General features: G+C 70.4%; 15 protein-coding genes, 1 tRNA gene and 2 pseudogenes. 15 read left to right on the top strand and 3 right to left on the bottom strand.

The window, feature by feature from the left end:
• Window positions 1-397: 397 nt before the first annotated feature.
• The 4 genes and pseudogenes from GY170_RS18680 to GY170_RS18340 all read left to right on the top strand — a co-directional run bounded on the left by GY170_RS18680 (window position 398) and on the right by GY170_RS18340 (window position 2,696).
• Window positions 398-565, top strand: a complete 168-nt coding sequence (locus GY170_RS18680) for a DUF3489 domain-containing protein (protein WP_163889931.1) — start codon at window positions 398-400, stop codon at window positions 563-565.
• A 61-nt stretch (window positions 566-626) separates the two neighbouring features.
• Window positions 627-1,031: pseudogene (locus tag GY170_RS03305) on the top strand (DUF2924 domain-containing protein).
• Window positions 1,028-1,749, top strand: a pseudogene (locus tag GY170_RS18675) (recombinase family protein). Before GY170_RS03305 ends, GY170_RS18675 begins: the two co-directional pseudogenes overlap by 4 nt.
• A complete protein-coding gene (locus GY170_RS18340) occupies window positions 1,734-2,696 on the top strand; it encodes a recombinase family protein (RefSeq protein WP_235937803.1) in 963 nt (320 codons plus the stop codon). The pseudogene GY170_RS18675 and the gene GY170_RS18340 overlap by 16 nt, the downstream one beginning before the upstream one ends.
• A 366-nt stretch (window positions 2,697-3,062) precedes the next feature.
• On the opposite strand, the gene GY170_RS03295 is transcribed toward GY170_RS18340, so the two are convergent.
• Window positions 3,063-3,152, bottom strand: a tRNA-Ser gene (locus GY170_RS03295).
• A 198-nt stretch (window positions 3,153-3,350) separates the two neighbouring features.
• Between GY170_RS03295 and GY170_RS03290 the strand changes: the two genes are divergently transcribed.
• From GY170_RS03290 to GY170_RS03270, 5 genes are all read left to right on the top strand, one after another.
• Window positions 3,351-4,229 carry an SPOR domain-containing protein gene (locus tag GY170_RS03290; protein WP_394351474.1) on the top strand — a complete coding sequence of 293 codons (879 nt, stop codon included), beginning with the start codon at window positions 3,351-3,353 and terminating at the stop codon, window positions 4,227-4,229.
• Between the two features lie 61 nt (window positions 4,230-4,290).
• On the top strand, window positions 4,291-5,538 hold the full coding sequence (locus tag GY170_RS03285) for a D-alanyl-D-alanine carboxypeptidase family protein (RefSeq protein WP_163889929.1): 1,248 nt from the start codon (window positions 4,291-4,293) through the stop codon (window positions 5,536-5,538).
• A gap of 3 nt (window positions 5,539-5,541) precedes the next feature.
• On the top strand, window positions 5,542-6,174 hold the full coding sequence (gene tmk / locus GY170_RS03280; protein ID WP_163889927.1) for a dTMP kinase: 633 nt from the start codon (window positions 5,542-5,544) through the stop codon (window positions 6,172-6,174).
• 172 nt (window positions 6,175-6,346) lie between these two features.
• On the top strand, window positions 6,347-8,143 hold the full coding sequence (locus GY170_RS03275) for an autotransporter assembly complex protein TamA (protein WP_163889925.1): 1,797 nt from the start codon (window positions 6,347-6,349) through the stop codon (window positions 8,141-8,143).
• Complete coding sequence (locus GY170_RS03270) at window positions 8,143-14,433, top strand: translocation/assembly module TamB domain-containing protein (RefSeq protein WP_163889923.1); 6,291 nt, start codon at window positions 8,143-8,145, stop codon at window positions 14,431-14,433. The genes GY170_RS03275 and GY170_RS03270 overlap by 1 nt, the downstream gene beginning before the upstream one ends.
• Before the next feature lie 213 nt (window positions 14,434-14,646).
• Here the strand turns inward: GY170_RS03270 and argF are convergent, their stop codons facing one another.
• Complete coding sequence (argF, locus tag GY170_RS03265) at window positions 14,647-15,573, bottom strand: ornithine carbamoyltransferase (protein WP_163889921.1); 927 nt, start codon at window positions 15,571-15,573, stop codon at window positions 14,647-14,649.
• Window positions 15,570-16,745: an aspartate aminotransferase family protein gene (locus GY170_RS03260; RefSeq protein ID WP_163889919.1), complete on the bottom strand. Its 1,176-nt coding sequence runs from the start codon at window positions 16,743-16,745 to the stop codon at window positions 15,570-15,572. Before GY170_RS03260 ends, argF begins: the two co-directional genes overlap by 4 nt.
• 551 nt (window positions 16,746-17,296) lie before the next feature.
• Between GY170_RS03260 and GY170_RS03255 the strand changes: the two genes are divergently transcribed.
• The 6 genes from GY170_RS03255 (at window position 17,297) to GY170_RS03235 (ending at window position 22,407) form a co-directional block, all read left to right on the top strand.
• On the top strand, window positions 17,297-19,582 hold the full coding sequence (locus GY170_RS03255; RefSeq protein WP_163889917.1) for a glycosyl hydrolase family 28-related protein: 2,286 nt from the start codon (window positions 17,297-17,299) through the stop codon (window positions 19,580-19,582).
• A 523-nt stretch (window positions 19,583-20,105) separates the two neighbouring features.
• A complete protein-coding gene (locus GY170_RS18585) occupies window positions 20,106-20,237 on the top strand; it encodes a hypothetical protein (protein ID WP_268895029.1) in 132 nt (43 codons plus the stop codon).
• Between the two features lie 183 nt (window positions 20,238-20,420).
• Window positions 20,421-21,260 (top strand): urease accessory protein UreD, encoded by an 840-nt coding sequence (locus GY170_RS03250; RefSeq protein WP_235923994.1) that lies wholly within the window; start codon window positions 20,421-20,423, stop codon window positions 21,258-21,260.
• Window positions 21,261-21,563, top strand: coding sequence for an urease subunit gamma (locus tag GY170_RS03245; protein WP_163889916.1), 303 nt, complete (start codon window positions 21,261-21,263; stop codon window positions 21,561-21,563). It abuts the gene before it with no gap.
• Window positions 21,560-22,105: an HD domain-containing protein gene (locus tag GY170_RS03240; protein WP_235937781.1), complete on the top strand. Its 546-nt coding sequence runs from the start codon at window positions 21,560-21,562 to the stop codon at window positions 22,103-22,105. The genes GY170_RS03245 and GY170_RS03240 overlap by 4 nt, the downstream gene beginning before the upstream one ends.
• Entirely contained in the window at window positions 22,102-22,407 is a 306-nt protein-coding gene (locus GY170_RS03235) for an urease subunit beta (protein ID WP_163889912.1), read from the top strand. The genes GY170_RS03240 and GY170_RS03235 overlap by 4 nt, the downstream gene beginning before the upstream one ends.
• The last annotated feature ends 11 nt before the right edge of the window (window positions 22,408-22,418 follow it).

Genomic DNA, 22,418 nt, shown 5'->3' with positions numbered 1-22,418 from the left:
CCGTTCGTCCTGCAAGCAGCGAGACGCCACTTCCGGCCCTGCCGCGACCTTGGTGCGGATCGCATCGAAGGTTCTCGCTCCGTTCTAGCCGGTCGTTCGTGTCGACCGCAGCGAATGGTCGCATTCCGCCCTTCCAGGACCTTCATGCAGCCACCTTGGCGTTCAGCACTCCTAGCACAGTCGTGGACGATCTTGTGGGAGATCAGAGCACTCTACCAGATTGCGCACCTGGTGTGCAGGGTCGCGAGAGGGGCCGTCCATGAAGTTAAAGCCCCAGCGCGATTCCACTCGACTTCCCTCGCAAGCAGAGCGTTGGTGACCCACGCCCGGCTGTTGACCAGGCGCTTCTCGGTAGGGAAACCTGCATGGTGCGGGCCCGTCTACAGGAGTCGCAACGATGACCAAATCGCCCGAAAACCAAGAGACTCGCGTGCGCAAGCTCCTCGAGCGGAAGCAGGGCGCGAGCCTCGAGTCCATCTGCATGGCAACCGGCTGGCAGCAGCACAGCGCTCGCCTTTCCCTGAGCGGTTTGCGGAAGACGGGGTCACAGTCCAGCGGGAGGTGAGCGAAGAAAAGGGGCGCCTCGCGATCTACCGGATCACCGCAGCCGACGCGCCGGAGGCGACGTGATCGCGGTCGCCGGCATCGAGGAGATGGACCGGGCTGCCTTGGTGGCCGCCTGGTCGGCCATGTTCAACACCATGCCACCGAAGGGCATGAGCCAAGTATTCCTTCGTCGATTCCTGGCGTTCGAAATCCAGTCGCGGCAACTTGGCGGGATGCGCAGGAGTGTCGTGTCGCAGCTGACCAAGGCGCGATCCTCCGGCATTCCCGAGCGCACGAAAAGGATGAAGCCGGGCTGGCGGCTGCTGCGGTAGTGGAACGGAGTGACGCATGTCGTCGAAGTGCTGGAGAAGGGCTTCGCCTGGAACGGCCGGCACTGGCGGTCGCTCTCGGCCATCGCCAAAGAGATCACGGGAGCTCATTGGTCGGGTCCCCGCTTCTTCGGCCTCACCGGGGCGCGCAGATGACCACCCGGGTGCGCTGTGCGATCTACACCCGGAAATCCTCCGAGGACGGTCTGGATCAGGAGTTCAACTCCCTCGATGCGCAGCACCAGGCCTGCGCCTCCTATATCGCGAGCCAGAAGCACGAGGGCTGGATGCCCATCAAGACGCGATACGACGATTGCGGCATCTCCGGCGGAAAGCTCGACCGCCCTGCCCTTCGCCGCCTCCTCGCCGATATCGACGCTGGCCGAATGGACGTGGTGGTCGTCTACAAGATCGACCGTCTGACCCGCTCCTTGCAGACTTCGCCCTGCTGGTGGAGCGCTTCGAGGCAAAGGAATGTTCTTTCGTGTCCGTGACGCAGGCCTTCAATACCTCGTCCTCCATGGGCCGGCTGACGCTGCATGTCCTTCTCTCCTTCGCTCAGTTAGAGCGCGAGGTGACGGCCGAGCGGATCCGGGACAACATCGCTATCTCCAAGAAGAAGGGGCTCTGGATGGGCGGCCTGCCGCCACTCGGCTACGACCCTCACCCCGACGGCAGCCGCCGCGAGTTGGTCGACAATGAGGCGGAGGCGACAGCGGTGCGCGCGCTCTTCGATCTCTACTTGGAGCATGGTTGCCTCAGCGCCACGGCTGCTGTTGCAGCGTCGCGCGGCCTCCGGTCGAAGCTGCACCTCTTCCCGAGCGGGCGCGCGCAGGGGTTGTCCTCAGCCGCGAGCAGATCCACCGGATCCTGACCAATCCTGTCTATCGCGGCGAGGTAAAGCACAAGGACCAGGTGTGGCCCGGACTTCACCCCGCGATCATCGAAGAGGCGCTGTGGGATAAGGTGCAGGAGCGACTTATCGACGCCAGCGTGCGCCGACGCGGCAGAGTTCCAGCAAAGACGTCCGGCGCGCAACCGTCCTCTCCCCTCCCCGGCAAGTTCAGGGACGAAACGGGCGATCCGTTGACGCCGACGCATACCCGACGGCATGGTCGGCGCTTCAGCTACTGCAACTCCCACCGCCTCATCTCCGGCAACCGCGATGGCAGCGGGTGGCGGCTGCCAGCCGCAAGCTTCGAAGAGGCCGTGGCGCGATCTATCGCAGAACATCTCGCTGAACAGGCGGAGCGTCATTCGGTCATCGAGGCAGCGACCGCCAGCGATGCAGCGGCGGCCGCCAATGCTGCCGCCGGTCTGTCGAAGCGGATCAAACAGCGGGGTATCGTGATCATCAGATCAGCGATCGCGGGCGGCAAGATTCGCTCGAAGCAGCTGGAAATCGAGCTCCACCGCGCGACACTCGCACATATCCTGGATCTTCCCGCCGAACGCCTCCCCGACGAGTTGCTCAAGATCGAGACGCCACTCGCCCTCCGCAGGCGTGGTGTCGAAACCCGCATCATCGCCGGTGAAGCACAACCAGCAGCAGACGCGACGATGGTCCGCGCTCTGGCTGCGGCACATGATTATGCTGATCGAATGAAATCGGGAGCGCCGCTCCGGACCATTGCTCAGCACGCCAAGACCTCCGAGCGATACGCGTCTCGGATCATTGCGCTAGCGACGCTCTCGCCGAAGATCCAGGGCGCTATCGTTGCGGGGACCCAGCCGCCGGAGCTGACGCTCGATCAACTGGTGCGGAGTACGCTCCCTTTCGACTGGGCTGACCAAGAACGCTTGTTCGGCTTTTCCAGCTGACCCTCGCCGACACCGACTCTTTCACTGATATCGAGAGAGACGTCCCTGTTCCAAGCGGCAATATTCCCTGTTCCACTACTTAGGGAATTGCACCCGGAAGCCCTTGTAGATCATCGTCTTTCTGAGCACCCACCTCCCCTCCAGCTGCAACAATCACCCCAATTCCCTGCTCATATCCCTGTTCGCAGGGAAATCCGCCGGTGAAAAAACCGAACCGGGGCCATCAGCGTTTTGAGACTTGCGGAGGATTGGCGGCCACGCCGGGCACACAGATCCGGTCTATGAAGTGGCCTCGCGCGGCAAGAGGCCGGAAATCTGGGAAGATTTTGGCCACGAAGCGGCAGAGCATAGATAGAGAGGGGTCAGTGGCGGAGGAGGTGGGATTCGAACCCACGGTACGCTTTCACGCACGCCGGTTTTCAAGACCGGTGCATTCAACCGCTCTGCCACTCCTCCGGCCCGGGCGTTATCGCCGGCCCCGCAGGCGGCTGCAAGTCGCTGCAGCGCCGCCCGGCCGGCCCGCACCGGCGGCCTTTCATTGCGGCGGCGGCGCCGCTATGCTCGCGCGCAAAGCCCCGGCCGGCGCCCAGCGCCGGACAAGGGGCGACGAGGAGCAGGCCGTCCGGCAAGGGCGGAGAAGAGGTGAGGGGACGGATGATGGGCATCGCCGAGGGGCGCAAGGTCTGGCTGGCGCTGGCCCTCGCCGGAACGCTGGCAGGCTGCGAGGATGGCGGGCTGCAGCTGCCGGGGTTCCTGAGCGCCGATGACAGCGCCGCCGCGGCGCCCGTCACGGGCGGCACCACCGAGCTCGTCGAGGTCGATGTCGAGGCGCCCGAGGTCTTCCAGGTCACCGAAGCGGGGCTCTGGGACGGCCGGCCGAGCCTCGGCGGCGTCTGGGTCGCCCATCCCGATGTCGACGATCCGGAGCGGGTCATCATCCGCAACACCGAGAACGGCCAGTTCGTCATCGGCGCCCTCTTCCGCCGCGAGCGGGAGAGTGTCGGCCCGGCGCTGCAGGTCTCCTCCGACGCCGCCGAGGCGCTGGGGATGCTGGCCGGCGCGCCGGCGGAGCTGAACGTGACCGCCCTGCGCCGCGAGGCGGCCTCCGAGCCCGCGCCCACCGATGCCACCGCTCCCGAGGCGGTACTCGACGAGGCGTCGGGCGGCGAGATCACCACGGCGGAGCTGGACGCGGCCCCGGCGATGGAGCCGGCGCCCGCCCCGGCCGCCGCCCCCACCCTTGCGCCCGCCCCCGCACCGGCTTCTACGCCCGCCGCCGTGCCGGCGAGCGCAAGCCCGCTGGACCGGCCCTACATCCAGATCGGCATCTTCTCGGTCGAGGAGAATGCCGGCAACGCCGCCACGGCGATGCGCGCCAACGGGCTCGAGGCCTCCGTCATCCGGCAGGAAAGCCAGGGGACGACCTTCTGGCGCGTCGTCGTCGGCCCCGCCTCCAGCACGGCGGAGCGGGACGCCGATCTCGAAACGGTGAAGGGTCTCGGCTTTACCGACGCCTATTTCACCCGCAACTGAGCGCGCCGGGGGCCGACGCCCCCGCCTCGACATGAGAGGACGCGACATGAGGGGAGACGCGATGAAACGCATCCTTGCCGCCGCCCTGGCCTTCGGCCTCGGCGCCACCTCGGCCCTGGCGCAGGCCTTCGACACGGCCGCCGGCGCCGCCTGGGTCTATGACCACACCTCCGACACGGTGCTGCTGTCGAAGAACGCCGACACGCCGCTGCCGCCGGCCTCGATGTCGAAGCTGATGACGCTCTACCTGTCGTTCGAGGCCATCGCCGCCGGCCGGCTCTCCGTCGAGGAGGAGCTGCTCGTCTCGGAGCATTGCGCCGAGTACGGCGGCTCCTCGATGTTCCTGCGCGCGGGCGAGCGGGTGCGGGTGGAGGATCTGCTGCGGGGGGTGATCGTCCTCTCCGGCAACGATGCCTCCTGCGTCTTCGCGGAGGCGCTCTCGCCCGACGGGTCGGAGGCCGGCTTCGCCCGGATGATGACCGACCGGGGGATCGAGCTGGGGCTGACCGCCTCGACCTTCGCCAATTCCAACGGCTGGCCCGCCGCCGGCCACCGGATGACGGCGCATGATCTCGGCCGCGTCGCCGATCACATCATCCGCGACTACCCGACGTTCTACCCGCTCTTCGGCGAGCAGGAGTTCGAGTTCGACGGGCGGGTGCCGGCCAACAGCCAGAACCGCAACCCGATCCTCGGCCTCGGCATCGGGGCAGACGGGCTGAAGACCGGCCACACCTCCGAGGCGGGCTACGGGCTCGTCGGCTCCGCCAAGCAGGGCGACCGGCGCATCATCTTCGTGATCACGGGGATGGAGACGGAGCAGCAGCGCCGCGAAGAGGCGGAGCGGATCACCAACTGGGCCTTCCGCCAGTTCGCGCAGGTTCCCCTGTCGGAAGCCGGCACCCGCATCGCCGATGCGCGCGTCTGGATGGGCGCCGTCTCCGAGGTCGGGCTGGTGCTGGAAGACGACCTGACGCTGCTCATGCCGGTGATCGGCAACAGCGAGGCCTCGATCGAGGCGGTCTGGCAGCAGCCGATCGAGGCGCCCATCGCCGAAGGGCAGGAGCTTGGAGAGCTGGTCGTGACCCGCGAGGGCCTCGACGAGGTGCGCGTGCCGCTGGTCGCCCAGCAGGCCGTGCCGCGCGGCGGTTTCAGCGAGCGGATGCTCATCGCCGGGCTGGTGCTGCTCAACCGCTTCGCCCCGCAGGCGGCGGCGGAACTGGACCCGGCCTTCGAGGCCGGCGCGCTCGCCCCTGCCTCCGCCCCCGCCGAGACGGCGGAGGATGCCGCCGCCGCCGACGGCGCCTGAGCCGTGGCGGCACCGGGCGCCCCGGCGGGGCGCTTCATCAGCTTCGAGGGCATCGACGGCTCGGGCAAGAGCACGCAAGCCCGCCGCCTCGTCGCCGCGCTGCGGGAGGCCGGGCACGAGGTCACCCACACCCGCGAGCCGGGCGGGGCGCCGGGGGCGGAGGTCATCCGCGAGCTGGTGCTGACCGGCGCGCAGGACCGCTGGTCGCCGGAGACCGAGATCCTGCTCTTCACTGCCGCCCGCCGCGACCATCTTGAGCGGACGATTCGCCCCGCGCTCGCCGAGGGCAAGCTGGTGATCTGCGACCGCTTCGCCGATTCCACCCGCGTCTACCAGGGGCTGACGCGCGGCGACCTGACGGCGAAGGTCGATGCCCTTCACGAGCTGATGATCGGGATGGAGCCGGACATGACCATCCTCCTCGACGCCGACCCGGCCACCTCCCTCGCCCGCGGCATCCAGCGCGGCGGGGAGCTGCGCTTCGAAGGCTTCGGGCTGGAGATGCAGGAGCGGGCGCGCGCCGGCTTCCTCTCCCTCGCCGCCGCCGCGCCCGAGCGCTTCCGCGTCATCGACGCCGGCCGATCGGAGGACGAGGTGGCGGGCGACATCCTCGACGCCGCGCAGGCGGTGCTCTGAGGACCGACGCCTCCGCCCTGCCCCTCCCCGGCCCGGCGGTTCTGCGCCATCCATCAAAGAGTTGACTGGCCCTCTTCGCGCCACGCGTTACTGTGAGGCAAATTTGCGGGACGGGTGAGACTAGATGGGCGCGAGTGACGGTTGGGTGAGACGTTTCGCAACGGCGGGCGTCATGTCGGCATGTCTCGGCGGCGCGGCCATCGCCCAGGAGGTGGAGCTGATCCTCCCCGATCTGGAGGAGATGGAGGACCTGCGCGAGACGCTGCAGAACGCCTCCCTGCTCTTCGCCCTCGAATCCGCCGATATCCCCGAGTCCGGCCCGCCCTCGGCGGAGGATTACGTCGCCGCCGCCCGCGCCGATTACCGCCGCCTGCTCACCGGCCTTTATGCCGAGGGGCGCTACAGCGGCGTCATCTCCATCGAGGTCGACGGGCGCGAGGCCTCCGGGATCCAGCCGCTGGAGGCGCCTTCCTCCGTCGAGCGCATCACCATCACCGTCAGCCCGGGGCCGGAGTTCATCTTCGGCCAGGCGGAGGTCATGCCGCTGGCCCCCGGCACCGAGCTGCCGGAGAGCTTCGCCCCCGGGGAGCCCGCCTATTCCGGTGCCGTCGCCGACGCGGTGGACGCCGCGGTGGAGGCCTGGCGCGAGATCGGCCACGCCAAGGCCGAGCCGGGCGAGCAGGACATCACCGCAATCCACCCCGAGCAACGGCTCGACGCCTCCGTCGCCATCCAGCCGGGGCCGGAGCTGACGTTCGGCGACCTCGTCGTCTCCGGCAACGAGGATGTGCGCACGGACCGCATCGTCGCCATCGCCAACCTGCCAGAGGGGCGCACCTTCACGCCCGACGTGCTCACCCGCGCCACCCGCCGGCTGCAGCAATCGGGCGCCTTCTCCACCGTCGCCGTCCGCGAGGCGGAGACCTACAACGCCGACGGCACGCTCGACGTGATCGTCGAGCTGGTGGAGGCGCCACCCCGCCGCCTCAGCTTCGGGGCGGAGGTCTCCTCCGTCGAGGGCGTGGCGCTCAGCGCCTCCTGGCTGCACCGCAACCTCCTCGGCGGCGCCGAGAGCCTGGAGCTGGCGGCGGAGATCAACGGCCTCGCCGGAGATGCCGACGATATCGACTACATCCTGCGCGCCACCTTCGACCGGCAGGCGACCTTCCGGCGGGATACCGACTTCACCGGCGAGGTCGTCCTGCAGCGCCTGCAGGAGCCGGGCTACACGCTCGACGCCTTCTCCATCGAGACCGGCCTCACCCGCGCCGTCTTCCTCGAGGATCTCATCTTCACCGCTGGTCCGGGCTACACCTACGCCCGCGAGGAGACGGATTTCCGCACCCGGGAATACCAGCTCCTCACCCTGCCGCTCGGGGCAGAGCTCGACCGGCGGGACGATCCGCAGAACGCCACCGAGGGCTTCTACATCGACCTCGAGGTGACGCCCTTCTACGGCCTCTCCGGCATCGGCTCCGGCGCGCGCACCTATGCCGACGCCCGCGTCTACCGCGGCTTCGGCGAGCGCGTCGTCGTGGCGCTGCGCGGGCAGGCCGGCGCCGTCTTCGGCGTCGGTCCCGAGGATGCGCCGGCGGACTACCTCTTCTATTCCGGCGGCGGCGGCACCGTGCGCGGCCAGCCCTACCAGTCGCTCGATGTCGAGATCACCCGCGACTTCGGCGAGGGGCCGACGACGGTGGAGACGGGGGGCGCGCTCTTCCTCGGCCTGCAATCGGAGGCCCGCGTCGCCGTGACAGAGAAGATCGGCGCCGTGGCCTTCGTCGATGCCGGGCTCGTCGGGCCCGACCCGTTCGATCCGTCGGTCAACGAGTGGCACGCCGGCGCCGGGCTCGGCGTGCGCTACAACACCCTCATCGGGCCGATCCGGCTCGACGTGGCGACGCCGGTGACGGGGGACGACACCTTCGGCTCCGTCGATGTTTATGTTGGTATCGGGCAGTCCTTTTGATGCGTATCTCCTCCCTCCTCGCCCGCCTCGCGCTCGCCCTGACGCTTCTCGCCGGCCCCGCGCTGGCGCAGGAGGGGGATGGCGAGCTCAGCCTGCTTGAAGAGGCGGCGCAGGCGACGTCCGATCAGGATTTCATCACCCGCCTTATCACCGGCGCCCTCTCCGATACCGGGCGCAGCGTGGTGATCGAGGGCTTCGAGGGGGCCCTCTCCTCGCGCGCCACCATCGAGCGGATCATCATCTCGGATGCCGAGGGCGTCTGGCTCATCATCTCCGGCGTGGTGCTGGACTGGAACCGCTCCGCGCTGTTCCAGCGGCGCATCGAGATCGGCGAGATGAGCGCCGAGTCGATCCGCTTCGTCCGCACCCCCGAGCCCTCGACCAGCGCCCCGAGCCCGGAGGCAAAACCCTTCCGCCTGCCCGACCTGCCCGTCGCGGTGGAGGTCGAGCAGCTTCAGGTCGACACCGTCGTGCTGGGCGAGGCGATCCTCGGCCAGCGGTCCTCCTTCTCGCTCGACGGCGGGCTGAGCTTCGACGACGGCGCGCTGGAGGCGCGGATCGAGGCAGACCGGCTCGACGCCGAGGGCGGCTTCGTCATCGCCGGCTCCTACTCCAACGAGAGCCGGATGCTCGACCTCGACGTGGCGCTGCGGGAAGGCCCGGGCGGCATCGTCGCCAGCCTCCTCGACATTCCCGGCGAGCCGGCGCTGTCGCTGGAGCTGGCCGGCTCCGGCCCCATCGACGATTTCAGCGCCGAGCTGGCGCTGGCCACCGACGGCACCGAGCGCGTCACCGGCACCTTCGGCCTCGTCACCGTCGACGGCGCCAGCCAGGTCCGCGCCGACATCTCCGGCGACGTGACGCCGCTGCTGCCGGCCGATTACGAGCCGTTCTTCGGCGACAGCAGCCGCATCGCCTTCCAGGGCCGCCGCGAGGCAGACGGCGCACTGATCCTCGACCGGCTGGAGGCGCAGGCGGAGACGCTGCAGCTCGCCGCCAGCGGCGAATTGCAGCCCGACGGCTGGCCCGTCCGGCTGGAGCTGGACGGCACCTTCGGCACCGGGACGGGCAACCTCCTCGTGCTGCCTTTCGGCGGCGGCAACATCTCCGCCCGCTCGGCCGAGATCGCGCTCGATTACGACCAGGCGGAGGATGACGGCTTCACCCTCACCTTCACCGCCGACGAATACGTGCAGGGCGACGTCGAGGTGGGGGCGCTGCGCCTCGAGGGCACCGGCACCATCTCCCCCGATGCGGAGACGTTCACCGCCGATCTCGCCTACAACGCCACCGGCCTCGACTTCTCCGACGAGGCGCTGCTGGAGGCTGTCGGCACCGACATCTCCGGCCAGATCACCGTCGCCCAGCCGGCCGAGGGGCCGCTGGAAATCTCGCAGCTCACGCTCGAGGGCCCGGGGCTGGAGATCGCCGGCAGCGCCACGGTCGACACCGCCAGCGAGCGGCTGCAGAGCCGGCTGGACTTCGACCTGACGGCGGGCGACCTCTCCCGTTTCGCCGAGCTGGCAGGCACCGACCTCACCGGCGCCGCCAATGTCGCCATCGGCGCCGACATCGCCCTGCTCGACCGCGCCGGCCGCGTGACGATCGAAGGCGAGACGACCGATCTCGGCTTCGGCATCGACGAGCTCGACGGCCTGCTCGCCGGCGACGGTCGCCTCTCCCTCACCGCCGCGCGCGACGCCGAGGGCACGCGGATCGAGGCGCTGGAGGTGCGCACCGACGGGCTGACGCTCGTCGCCGACGCCAACGTCTCCTCCGCGCAGGCCACCGCCGATTTCTCGCTCACCCTGCCGCAGCTCTCCCGCGTCGTCCCGGACCTGACGGGCCCCGGCACCTTCAACGGCACCGCCCGTTGGGGCGCCGCCAGCGGCGCCACCATCGACGCCACGCTCGCCGCCGACCAGCTGATGGCGGACGTTGACGTCGTGCTCAGCCCGCAGGAGGGCTGGTCGGGCACCGTCACCGCCGACGTGGGCGACCTCGCCCCCTTCTCCAGCCTCGCCGGGCGCGACCTCGGCGGCGCCGCCAATCTGGAGATCACCGGCACCGCGTCGGAGGATTTCTCCCGCTTCGACGTGCAGGTGGACGGCTCGACGCAGGACCTCGCCGTCGGCGTCGACGCCGCCGATGCGCTCCTCGCCGGCACCGGCCGCATTAGCGCCTCGGTCAGCGGCATCGAGGACGCGATCACCTTCGAGAACGTCTCGGCCGAGACACCGCAGCTCTCGCTGCAGACCTCCGGCAGCCTCGAAGGGCAGGACCTTCAGGCGACGTTCGACGCCTCGCTCACCGATCTCGGCCTCGTCGCCCCCGGCTACGACGGCCCCGCCACGGCCACCGGCCGGGCGCTGATCGAGGGCGACGCGGTGGACGTCACCGCCACCATCTCCGCCCCCGGCGGCCTCGGCGCCGACATCTCCGTGCAGGGCCCCGGCAACGGCGCCCCGCTCGAAGTCAATGCCGAGCTGGCGGTGCCCGACCTCGCCCCCTTCTCCGAACTCGCGGGCCGGCCCCTCTCCGGCTCGGCGGAGCTCTCCGTCACCGGCACCGCATCGCGGGACCTCTCGCGCTACGACCTCGCCATCGACGGCACGACGCAGGACCTCGCCCTCGGCATCGACGCCGCCGACACGCTCCTCGCCGGCACCGGCGAGATCTCCGCCCAGGTCACCGGCGCGGATGGCACGATCACCTTCGAGGACGTCTCCGCCGAGACGCCCCAGCTGTCGCTGGCGGCCTCCGGCACCCTCGCCGGCGAGACCATCGACGCCACCTTCGACGCCTCGCTCACCAATCTCGGCCTCATCGCCCCCGGCTATGACGGCCCGGCCTCTGCCAGCGGCCGTGCCTCGATCTCCGGCGAGGCCATCGACCTCACCGCCACCATCGCCGCGCCGCAGGGCCTCGGCGCCGACATCGCGGTGCAGAGCCCAGGGGCCGACGCCCCCCTCTCCATCGATGCCGAGCTGACGGTCCCCGACCTCGCGCCCTTCTCCGAGCTTGCGGGGCGTGACCTCGGCGGCTCCGTCGATCTCTCCGTCACCGGCACCGCCTCGCGGGACTACACCTCCTACGACCTGGCGTTGGACGGCACCACGCAGGACCTCGCCGTCGGCATCGAGGCCATCGAGCCCCTGCTCGCCGGCTCCGGCGCCATCAGCGGCCGGGTCATCGGCGAGGACGGCGCCCTCAGCTTCGACGGCATCTCGGCTCAGACGCCGCAGCTCTCCCTCGCCGCCTCCGGCACGCTCGACGGATCGGACGTAGACGCGACCTTCGAGGCCTCCGTCACCGATCTCGGCCTCGTCGCCCCCGGCTACGACGGCCCCGCTTCCGCCAGCGGCCGGGCCGTGATCGCCGGTGACGCGGTGGACATCACCGCCACCGTCGCCGCCCCGGACGGGCTGGACATCGACGTCAGCCTGCAGAGCGAAGGCGACGGCGCCCCCGTCGACGTCGACGCCGACCTCGCCATCCCCGACCTCGCCCCCTTCTCCGACCTCGCCGGCCGGGAACTGGGCGGCTCCGTCGCGCTCTCCGTCACCGGTACGACCTCGGCGGACTTCGCCAGCTACGACCTCACCATCGACGGCACCACGCAGGACCTCGCCGTCGGCATCGAGGCGATCCAGCCGCTGCTCGACGGCGAGGGCCGACTCTCCGGCCGCGTCGCCAGCACCGCCGAGGGGCTGACCTTCGAGGGCATCTCCGCCCGCACCCCGCAGCTGTCGGTGGAGACTTCCGGCACGCTCGCGGGCGAGACGCTGCAGGCGACCTTCGACGCCTCCGTCGCCAATCTCGGCCTCATCGCCCCCGGCTATGACGGCCGCCTCACCGCCACCGGCCGGGCCATGGTGGACGGCGGCGCGGTCGACGTCGCCGCCAGCGTCTCCGCCCCGAACGGCCTCAGCGCCGAGGTCACGGTGCTGCGCGATGACGCCTCCGCACCGCTGACGCTCGACGCCAGCGCCACCATCCCCGACCTCGCCCCATTCTCCGAGCTCGCCGGCCTGCCGCTGGACGGCTCGGTGGACCTGCAGGCCAACGGGACCATCCCCGCCGGCGGCGCGCGGCTGGAGATAGACGTCACCGGCACCACCGAGGACATCGCCATCGGCGTGCCGCAGGTCGATGCCCTTCTCGCCGGCACCGGCAGCCTCTCCGCCACACTCGTCAGCGACGACGGGCTGCTGGCGGCCGAGGATCTCTCCATCGCCACCCCCGCCATCACCCTCACCGGCCGCGCCGAGCGGGCGGCGGACGGGGCGCTTTGGGCGGATCTGGACACGACGATCCTGCAGCCGGGCGCGCTAGTTTCCGGCCTCGGCCAGCCCATCGACGCCAGCCTCGACGTGACGCTCGCCGCCGACCGCGCGCTGGACGCCGCGCTGACGGCCACTACCGGCCCCAACAGCATCTCCCTCACCGCCACCGGCCCCTGGTCGGAGGTGGAGGAGGACTGGCTGCTGGAGACCTCCGCCACCATCGAGGCGCCGCAGCTCTCCGCCCTCGCCGGGCCGGTGGGCGTGCCGCTCTCCGGCGGCCTCTCGGGCACGGCGGAGGGCACGCTGCGGCCCATGGCACTGGCCTTCGGGCAGGAGATCCGGGCGACGACGCAGAACCTCGGCGTCGGCAACGACATCGCGAACCGCCTGCTCGCCGGGCGGGGGACGATCTACCTCGACATCCAGCGTGCCGAGGACGGCAGCCTCTCCTCCGATGCCTTCTCGCTCGACTTCCCCAACCTGCAGGCCGGCGGCGCGCTGGCCCGGCCGGAGGATGGCGGGCAGGCGGACTTCACGGCCCGCCTCGCCGATATCGGCCTCATCGCGCCCGGCTTCTCCGGCCCGCTGCGCGCCGACGGCACCGCCAGCCTCAACGGCGGGGCGTGGCAGCTCAGCGCCGATCTCGATGGCCCCGGCGGCCTCGGCGCCCGCGTCTCCGGCAGCTACGGGCCGGGCGGCGCGCTAGACATCGGCGCCACCGGCCAGCTGCCGCTCGGCCTCGTCAACGGCTTCCTCGAGCCGCGGCGGCTCGACGGCACGGCGAGCTTCGATCTCAGCCTGACCGGCCCGTCCCTCTCGGCCCTTTCCGGCACCGTCTCGCTCGCCGATGCGCGCCTTTCGCTGCCCACCTTCACGCTGGCCATCGAGGGGCTCTCCGGCACCGTCACGCTCGGCGGCGGCACCGCGGACGTGGCGCTCTCGGGCGGCATCTCCTCGGGCGGCACCCTCTCCGTCACCGGCTCCGTCGGCCTGACGGACGGCTTCAACGCCGCGCTCCGCGCCAATGCCGACGGGCTCATCCTGCGGGACCCGGCGCTCTACGAGGCCACCGTCGATGCCGCCATCGCCATCGACGGCCCGCTGACCGGCGGCGCCCGCATCTCCGGCGAGGCCAACCTGCGGGAGGCGGAGATCCGCGTGCCCTCCTCCCCCATCGGCCCGCTCGGCGACCTGCCGACCGTCTACCACATCGAGCCCTCCCCCGCCGTCCGCACGACGCTGAACCGCGCCGAGCTGACCATCGCGGGAGAGGAGGTGGGCGCCGATGGCGGCACCGAGGGGCCGGGCGTCGCCTATGCGCTCGACCTGACGCTGAACGCCCCGGGCCGCATCTTCGTGCGCGGCCGGGGCCTCGATGCCGAGCTTGGCGGGCAGCTGCAGATCACCGGCACCACGGCCAACATCATCCCCACCGGGGCGTTCAACCTTATCCGCGGCCGGCTCGACCTCCTCGGCCAGCGCTTCGAGCTCGACGAGGGCTCGGTCACGCTGCAGGGCAACTTCGATCCCTACCTCCGCCTCGTCGCCCGCACGGAGGCGCCCAACGGCACGGTGGTGATCATCACCGTCGAGGGACCGGCGATGGAGCCGGAGGTCACCTTCTCCTCCGAGCCCAGCCTGCCGGAGGACGAGGTGCTCTCGCAGCTGCTCTTCGGCACCTCCATCTCCGACATCTCACCCCTGCAGGCCGTGCAGCTCGCCTCCGCCGTCTCGACGCTGGCGGGGCGCGGCGGCGTCGGTGTACTCGGCCGGCTGCGGCAGGGCCTCGGCCTCGACGATCTCGACGTGCAGACGGACGAGGAGGGCAACACCGCCGTCCGCGCCGGCCGCTACCTCAGCGAGAACGTCTATGCCGACGTCACGCTCGGCGACGAGTCGGAGGTGACGCTGAACCTCGACGTGACCGACAACGTCACTGTCCGCGGCAGCGTGACCTCCGAGGGCGAGTCCCGCCTCGGCCTCTTCTACGAGCTGGATTACTAGGGGCGCGCAAAGAGAGAGGGGCCGGCGCAACCGCCAGCCCCTCCCTTCCTCCGCGGGCCAGCGCAAAGCCCCGCGCTCGCCCACTCCCGAGCGAACCTCGCGCCTCCTCCAGCTCTCGCCCTTTCAGAATACCTCTCGGGGGAGTTTGAGGGGGCAGACAGCCCCCTCAACGCAACCAGAGGCGTGCGCCGCAGGCGCTCATTTTCCCGGCCGTCACACCCCGAGGCACCAGCGCATCACGGCCTTCTGCGCGTGCAGCCGGTTCTCCGCCTCGTCGAAGATCACCGAGTGCGGCCCGTCCATGACGGCGGAGGTGGCCTCGTCGTCGCGGTGGGCGGGCAGGCAGTGCATGAAGAGCGCATCTTCCTTGGCATGCGCCATCAGCGCCTCGTTCACCTGGTAGGGGCGCAGCTGGTTGTGGCGGCGCTCGCGCGCGCTCTGCGGGTCGTGCATCGAGACCCAGGTGTCGGTCACCACGAGGTCGGCTCCGGTCACGGCCTTCACCGGGTCGCGCTCGATGGTGACGCGGGCGCCCTTGGCGCAGGCCTCGTCGATGAACACCTGCTCGGGGTCCAGCGTCGGCGGGCCGGTGAAGGTGAGATCGAAGCCGAACTGCCCCGCGGCATGGGCGAAGCTGGCGAAGACGTTGTTGCCGTCGCCCGACCAGACCACCTTCTTGCCGGCGATGGGGCCGCGATGCTCCTCGTAGGTCATCACGTCGGCCATGATCTGGCAGGGGTGGCTGCGGTTGGTCAGCCCGTTGATCACCGGCACCGAGGCGTATTCGGCCATGTCGAGCAGCGTCTGCTCCTCGAAGGTGCGGATCATGATGAGATCGACGTAGCGGGAGAGGACGCGCGCCGTGTCGGCGATGGTCTCGCCATGGCCGAGCTGCATCTCCGAGCCGGAGAGGACCATCGTCTGCCCGCCCATCTGGCGCACGCCGATGTCGAAGCTCACCCGCGTGCGGGTCGAGGGCTTCTCGAAGATCAGCGCCACCATCTGCCCGGCGAGCGGCTGCTCGTCGTCCGGGCTGCCCTTGGGGCGGCCGCCCCGGGCATCCTTCATGGCACGGGCGCTGTCGATGATGCCCCTCAGCTCGGCGGCGTCGGTTTTGTTGATGTCGAGAAAGTGGCTCATTGCGCCGCCTCCACCGTTCTGGCAGCCGTCTCCAGCCGCGTCACCGCCTCGGCGATCTCGTCGTCGGAAATGGTGAGCGCCGGCAGGAGGCGCAGCACGTTGTCTGCCGCCGCCACCGTCAGCACGTGGGCGCCGTAGCCGGCCTGCACGATATCGGTGTTCGCCGCCTTGCACTTGAGGCCGAGCATCAGCCCGCTGCCGCGTACCTCCTCGAAGACCTCCGGGTGCGCCGCGACCAGCCCCTCGAGGGACTGGCGCAGCAGAGACGCCTTGCGGTTCACCTCGTCGAGGAAGCCCGGCCCCGTGATGATCTCCGTCACCGCGGTGCCGATGGCGCAGCCGAGCGGGTTGCCGCCGTAGGTGGAGCCATGGGAGCCGGCCGTCATCTCCTTGGCCGCCCCTTCCGTCGCCAGCACGGCGCCGAGGGGGAAGCCGCCGCCGATGCCCTTGGCGACCATCATGATGTCGGGCGTGATGCCCGCCCATTCATGCGCGAAGAGCCGGCCCGTCCGGCCCATGCCGCATTGCACCTCGTCGAGGATCAGGAGCACACCGGCCTCGTCGCATGCCCCGCGCAGGCGCTTGAGCCAGCCATCCTCTGCCGCGCGGATGCCGCCCTCGCCCTGGATGGGCTCGACCATCACCGCGGCGACATCGGGGGCCTTCAGCGCCTCGAACACCTCCTCGCCGCCGAACTCGAATTGCGCGAAGCCGGGCAGAAGCGGCCCGAAGCCCTTCACCATCTTCTCGCTGCCGGAGGCGGCGATGGCCGCCGAGGAGCGGCCGTGGAAGGCGCCGTTGAAGGCGAGGATGCGCGTGCGCTCCGGCGCGCTGGCCGAGAAATGCTTGCGCGCCATCTTCACCGCCAGCTCGCAGGCCTCGGTGCCGGAGTTGGTGAAGAACACCGTGTCGGCGAAGCTGTGCTCCACCAGCAGCGCCGCCAGCGCCTCCTGCTGGGGCACCCGGTAGATGTTGGAGACATGCCAGAGCTTCGCGCCCTGCTCGGCCAGCACCTGCACCAGCTTCGGGTGGGCGTGCCCGAGCGCGTTGACGGCGATCCCCGCGGCGAGATCGAGATATCGCTGCCCGTCCTCCGCGACGAGCCAGGAGCCCTCGCCCCGCTCGAAGGCGAGGGGCGCGCGGTTATAGGTGGGCAGGATCGCGGGGATCATGGGAAAGTCCTTTCCAGATAAAGGAAGCCCTTTGGTGGCCGAAGCCGGGCGGATGGTCAATCAGGGGGGAGGAAGAGCGCGCGGACAGCCGCGCCGGGGCCTGCGGTTCAGGCCCGGATTCGGCGGCGCAGAGAGATCGCGGCGGTGCTCATGGGCGCGTTCATTGCGCGGCAGCGGGCACATTGCAAGGAAAATTGCGTGGCGGGCGCCTGCCCCGCGCGCCTGCGCGCCGTGGCCGACGGACACCATGAGGGTCCGCGGCCGGCTCCTGAGGCAGGGTGCAACCGACAACGCCGGCCTGAAGCCCTACCGGGGGAGAGGTGGCGGCCGGGCTTCAGCCCGGCACGACCGGCACCGCCCCCACGGCCAACGACCGCCCTTGGACGCCCTCGCCGGCCAAGGCAGCGGCCCCCTACCCGCCTGCCCGTTGCCCGTCCCCCGCCCCGCCCGCGCGGTGCCCTTCGGCCCCGTTCACCTCGCCCCGGTAGCCCTGCCGCCCAGAGCTCCGGCGCGCGCCCGGGGCACGGGGTGCACGGGAAAGGACGAGCGACATGAACACGGCGATCACCGAAGGGCTTCAACTCATGCCGCCGCCCTTTGCCGCGGGGCTCGACGTCTGGTCGCGGGGCGACGGCACGCCGGGCTCGGCCACCTATGCCACCGGCGGCGGCGCCTTCGTGCCGGCCGATCAGGACTTCTCCGGCTGCCTTGAGGTCAACAAGACCTCCGGCACGCAGAAGGTCCGCTACATGGGCGAGACGACGATCCTGCCCGGCTGCTACCTCGAGGTGACGGCCCGAGTGAAGGCAATGTCCGGCGCGCTGCCGGCCGTGCGCGTCGCCGGCTGGGCGAGCGGCCCGGGCGGCAGCCACCTGAACGGAGTGACCGAGACGGGCCCCTCCAAGCAGCTGACCACCTATGGCGAGGTCGTCACGATCACCGCCATCATCGGCACGGGGGATCGCAACGGCGTCGACATGGTGTGGACCGGCGCGATCTACGGGCACATCGGGATCGATCTGACCGGCCCCAACGGCGGCGTGGTGCGGGTGGACGACATCGAGATCCGCGATGTCACCTCCTACTTCCTGCGCGACCTCCTCGGCCTCGTCGACGTGCGCGATTACGGCGCCAAGGGCGATGGCGTCTCCGATGACACCGCCGCCTTCGAGGCGGCCGATTCCGCCGCACAGGGCCGCGAGGTGCTCGTCTCCGCCGGGACCTACCGGCTGACCGGCGACGTCACCTTCCAGAACCAGGTGCGTTTCGAGGGCACCGTGGTGCAGCCGATCGGCCCGCATTTCATCCTGCAGCGCAACTTCGACTACGAGACCTATCTCGATGCCTTCGCCGACGAGGAGCTGGCCTTCAAGAAGGCCTACCAGGCGCTGATCAACTACTCCGACCACGAGAGCCTCGACCTCTGCGGTCGGCGCATCGCGCTGACCGGCCCGCTCGACATGCAGGCGCTGGAGCCGACGAAGACCTCCTTCAAGACGCGCCGGGTGATCCGCAACGGCCAGTTCGAGCCGGCCGATTCCGATGTGTGGAACGACACCGTCGTCACCTCGCAGGCCACCTACTCGGCCTCGAACCCGACGCAGCTCACGGGTGTCGCCAACATCGCCGCCATCCCCGTCGGCAGCCTCGTCACCGGGGGCGGTGTGGGCCGCGAGGTCTACGTGCGCAACGTCAACGTCGGCCAGCAGCGGCTGGAGCTGAGCCAGCCGCTCTACGATGCGGAAGGCACGCAGAACTACACCTTCCGGCGGTTCCAGTACATGCTGGATTTCTCCGGCTACGACGAGCTCAGCCAGATGATCCTGTCGGAGATCGACTTCCTCTGCCGGGGGCAGGCCAGCGCCATCATGATGGCGAAGACCGGCATCATCTTCCACGTGAAGGATTGCTTCTTCAACCAGCCGAAGAGCCGCGGCCTCACCTCCATCGGGCGGGCCTGCCAGGGGCTGATGATCGACCGCTGCCAGTTCATCTCCAACGAGCAGGACGTGCCGGTGGAGCAGCGCACGACCATCGGCTTCAACGCTAACGCCAACGACGTGAAGATCCGCGACAATCGCTGCACGCGCTTCAAGCAGTTCGCGATCCTCGCCGGCACCGGCTCCACCATCGTCGGCAACCACTGGTTCCTCGGCGACGATGCGGCGAACGGCGTGCGCGTCGGCGGGCTGGTGCTGACGCGGCCGAACGTGCGCTCGATCATCACCGGCAACTACATCGACAACAACATCATCGAGTGGACGAACGAGCATGACGAGTCGCCGGCCTTCGCCAGCCAGTACAGCTTCGGCGGGCTGACGATCACGGGCAACAACTTCACCGCCTCCTCGGTGGCGCCGTGGTTCCGCTTCATCCGCATCAAGCCCTACGGGCCGGGGCACTTCGTCCACGGGCTGTCGGTGATCTCCAACGTCTTCCGCATCGTCGGCGGCAGCTGCGAGCGGGTGGAGGAGGTGGACACGACCTTCGCCGATCTCGACTTCGGGCGGATGCGCAACGTCACCTTCTACGGCAACGTCTTCAACGCCATCGACGAAGAGGTGCGCAACCCGCTGACGGTGGTGCACGACCAGGCCTCCCCGTCCAACCAGTGGATCATCGACCCGCGCCCGAACCTGCCCTTCGGCGGCCGCTCGCGGACGGTGGAGGCGGTGGCCCCGGTGGGAGAGATCGAGACCGGCACGGGCCAGACGAACTTCGACTTCCCGCGAATCGACCCGCAGCACGGCGCGACGCAGGAGCTCGTCCGCGCCATCTTCAGCGAGCCGGTGCGCGGGCAGCTGAGAGTGACCGTGCGGATGGACAATCCGAACTGACCGGAGGTGCGGGCCGGTGGGGGGTGCCACCGTTCGCCGTCCCGCGCGCCTTGGAGAGCGGCCTCCGCTTCTTCCCCCGCCCCGGAACGCGCCAAAGGCGCAGGGCGAGCGCCGGCCCCTCCCGCGGGCTGGCGCTCAGGTGCCGTTGGCGCTGAGTGCCGAGCGGGGAGGCAGTGCCACCATAAATCGAGGAGCGGACCTGTCGGAGCGCCACCCCACGGGCCGGCGCTCGCCCTGCGTCTGCAGGCCGGCGGCGCGATATGCCGGAGCCAACGAGCGGGACCGCGCCCCCTCCTCCTCCTGCATCTTTGCCGATCCGCGCGCTTTTCGCGGGCACCCACGTCATGACGCTTGCGGGGTGCCTCTCCGAGGCTTACGTCAAGGTCACGCGGCGCCCCCACGGGGCGCATCCGCGAGACTCATCGAAGTCATCGCCCTGTCGTCATCAGGCAACCCTGAGCTTCCCTGAGGAACGGCCCGTCCGGCATGTCGCCGGACCGGATTTGCAGCATGCGAGGTCGTGATGGGAAAAGGCAACAACAAGCACGGAAACAAGGAAGCGAAGAAGCCGAAGCAGGAAAAGCCGAAGGTTCTGGCCACGGCGAATTCCGGCGCGGCGAAACCGCTGACGCTCGGCGAGAAGAAGGGCCGGTAAGCCCGGGCCTCGGGGCGCGAGGCCCCGCTCGCCCGCTCTTCCCTCGTCTTCAGGGGCGCTCCGCCGGGGCGCCCTTTTTGCTGCCCGGTTTTTGGGCGGCCCGGGTACGCGCCGCCTGCTCCCGCGGCACCTGCCCCGCCGCCACGCTGGCTTTTTGCGGCCCCGGGCGGAAGGATGGCGGCGATGGAGATGTCCGCCACACGTCCGGCCCTCGCCGAGGCCTCCTCCGGCCAGCCCCGCGCACAGGGCGCGGTGACGCTCGCCGTGGCGCGGCGCGGCGCCGCCACGCGACTTGTCGGGCTGCGGCAGGAGGGGGCGCTGAAACTGCTCTTCCCGCAGCCGCGACCGGGGCCAATGCAGGCGGTGCTGCTCAATACCTCCGGCGGGCTGACGGGCGGTGACCGGATGCGCGTGAGCGCCGAGGTCGGCCCCGGCGCCGCGCTGACGCTCACCACGCAGGCTGCCGAACGCGCCTACCGCGCGGCGGAGGGCGTGGCGCGCAGCGAGGTGCAGGTGCGCATGGGCGCCGGGGCCAAGCTGCACTGGCTGCCGCAGGAGACGATCCTCTTCGAGGGCGCGGCGCTGGAGCGCCGGCTGATTCTCGAGATGGAGGAGGGCGCCGAGGCGCTGATCGCCGAGCCGGTCATCTTCGGCCGCCGCGAGATGGGCGAGGCCCTCGCCCGCGCGACCTTCCGCGATGCGTGGGACGTCCGCCTCTGCGGCCGGCTCGTCTTCGCCGACGCGCTCCGCTTCGGCCCGGATGCCGCCGCCACCCTCGCCTCCCCCGCCCTCGGCGCCGGGGCGGGGGCCATGGCCTCCCTCCTTCTCGTCGCGCCCCATGCGGAGGGCAAGCTCGCTCCCCTGCGCGAGGCGCTCGGCCCCCGGGGCGGGGCGAGCCTCGTCCGCGAGGGGGTTCTCTTCGCGCGGCTTCTGGCGGAGGATGGCTTCCGCCTGCGCCACCATCTGGAGCCGGCGCTGGCCCTTCTCGCCGGCGCCGCCCTGCCGAAAGTCTGGAGACTATAGATGCAGCTCACCCCGCGCGAGAAGGACAAGCTCCTCGTCGCCATGGCCGCAGAGGTCGCCCGCAAGCGGCTCTCCCGCGGCGTCAAGCTCAACTACCCCGAGGCGATTGCCCTCATCACCGACGCGGTGGTGGAGGGCGCCCGCGACGGCCGCTCCGTCGCCGACATGATGGAGGCCGGCGCGCAGGTCATCACCCGCGAGCAATGCATGGAGGGCGTGCCGGAGATGATCGACGAGGTGCAGGTCGAGGCGACCTTCCCGGACGGCACGAAGCTCGTCACCGTGCACGAGCCCATCCGGTGAGCGACCTCGCCGTCTTCGCCCGCGCGGCCGATCTCGCCGCCCGCGCCCATGTGGGGCAGCGGCGCAAGGGCGGCGACGTGCCCTACGTGGGTCACGTGCTCGAGGTCGCCATGCTGGTCGCCGAGGCCGGCGGTTCGGCCGAGGAGGTGACGGCGGCCGTCCTGCACGACGTGGTGGAGGACAGCGACATCACCCTCGACGCGCTGGCGGAGGGCTACGGGCCCGAGGTGGCGCGACTGGTCGAAGGCTGCACCGACGATCCCGCCTGGGCGGATCTGCCCCGCCCCGAGCGCAAGTCGCGGCAGGCGGCGCACCTGCCCGGCGAGCCCGAGGGCGTGAAGCGCATCAAGCTGGCCGACCAGACATCCAATGTGCGCGACATCTCCCGCTTGCCGGAGGCCTGGCCCCCCAGCGATGCGGCGGAGTACCTTGAAGGCGCCGAGCGCGTCGTCGCCGCCTGCCGGGGCGCTTCCCCGGCGCTGGAGGCGGCCTTCGACGCGGCGGTGGCCGAAGCAATGCAGAAGAGCGGAGGAACGCCATGATCCCCGGAGAGCTGATGCCGGCGGAGGGGGAGATCACCCTCAACACCAGCCGCGAGGCGCTGACGCTGGAGGTCGCCAATACCGGCGACCGCCCGGTGCAGGTGGGCAGCCATTTCCACTTTGCCGAGACGAACCCGGCGCTGGAGTTCGACCGCGCCGCCGCCCATGGCCACCGGCTCGACATCGCCGCCGGCACCGCCGTGCGCTTCGAGCCCGGCCAGCGCCGCGAGGTGCGGCTGATCCCCTTCTCCGGCGACCGGAAGGTCTATGGCTTCAACCAGAAGGTCATGGGGGCGCTGTGAGACAGCGATCC

It is taken from the genome of Pseudoroseicyclus tamaricis (assembly GCF_012070395.1).
Taxonomy (GTDB): domain Bacteria; phylum Pseudomonadota; class Alphaproteobacteria; order Rhodobacterales; family Rhodobacteraceae; genus Pseudoroseicyclus_A; species Pseudoroseicyclus_A tamaricis.
The sequence above is the reverse complement of the archived record's forward strand: the minus strand, read 5'-3'. Positions and strand labels throughout refer to the sequence as shown.

Coding starts and splice junctions, on each gene's coding strand:
- GY170_RS18680 (WP_163889931.1), top strand. CDS start 398: ATGACCAAATCGCCCGAAAACCAAGAGACTCGCGTGCGCAAGCTCCTC.
- GY170_RS03290 (WP_394351474.1), top strand. CDS start 3,351: ATGATGGGCATCGCCGAGGGGCGCAAGGTCTGGCTGGCGCTGGCCCTC.
- GY170_RS03285 (WP_163889929.1), top strand. CDS start 4,291: ATGAAACGCATCCTTGCCGCCGCCCTGGCCTTCGGCCTCGGCGCCACC.
- GY170_RS03275 (WP_163889925.1), top strand. CDS start 6,347: ATGTCGGCATGTCTCGGCGGCGCGGCCATCGCCCAGGAGGTGGAGCTG.
- GY170_RS03270 (WP_163889923.1), top strand. CDS start 8,143: ATGCGTATCTCCTCCCTCCTCGCCCGCCTCGCGCTCGCCCTGACGCTT.
- argF (WP_163889921.1), bottom strand. CDS start 15,573: ATGAGCCACTTTCTCGACATCAACAAAACCGACGCCGCCGAGCTGAGG.
- GY170_RS03260 (WP_163889919.1), bottom strand. CDS start 16,745: ATGATCCCCGCGATCCTGCCCACCTATAACCGCGCGCCCCTCGCCTTC.
- GY170_RS03255 (WP_163889917.1), top strand. CDS start 17,297: ATGAACACGGCGATCACCGAAGGGCTTCAACTCATGCCGCCGCCCTTT.
- GY170_RS18585 (WP_268895029.1), top strand. CDS start 20,106: ATGGGAAAAGGCAACAACAAGCACGGAAACAAGGAAGCGAAGAAGCCG.
- GY170_RS03250 (WP_235923994.1), top strand. CDS start 20,421: ATGGAGATGTCCGCCACACGTCCGGCCCTCGCCGAGGCCTCCTCCGGC.
- GY170_RS03245 (WP_163889916.1), top strand. CDS start 21,261: ATGCAGCTCACCCCGCGCGAGAAGGACAAGCTCCTCGTCGCCATGGCC.
- GY170_RS03235 (WP_163889912.1), top strand. CDS start 22,102: ATGATCCCCGGAGAGCTGATGCCGGCGGAGGGGGAGATCACCCTCAAC.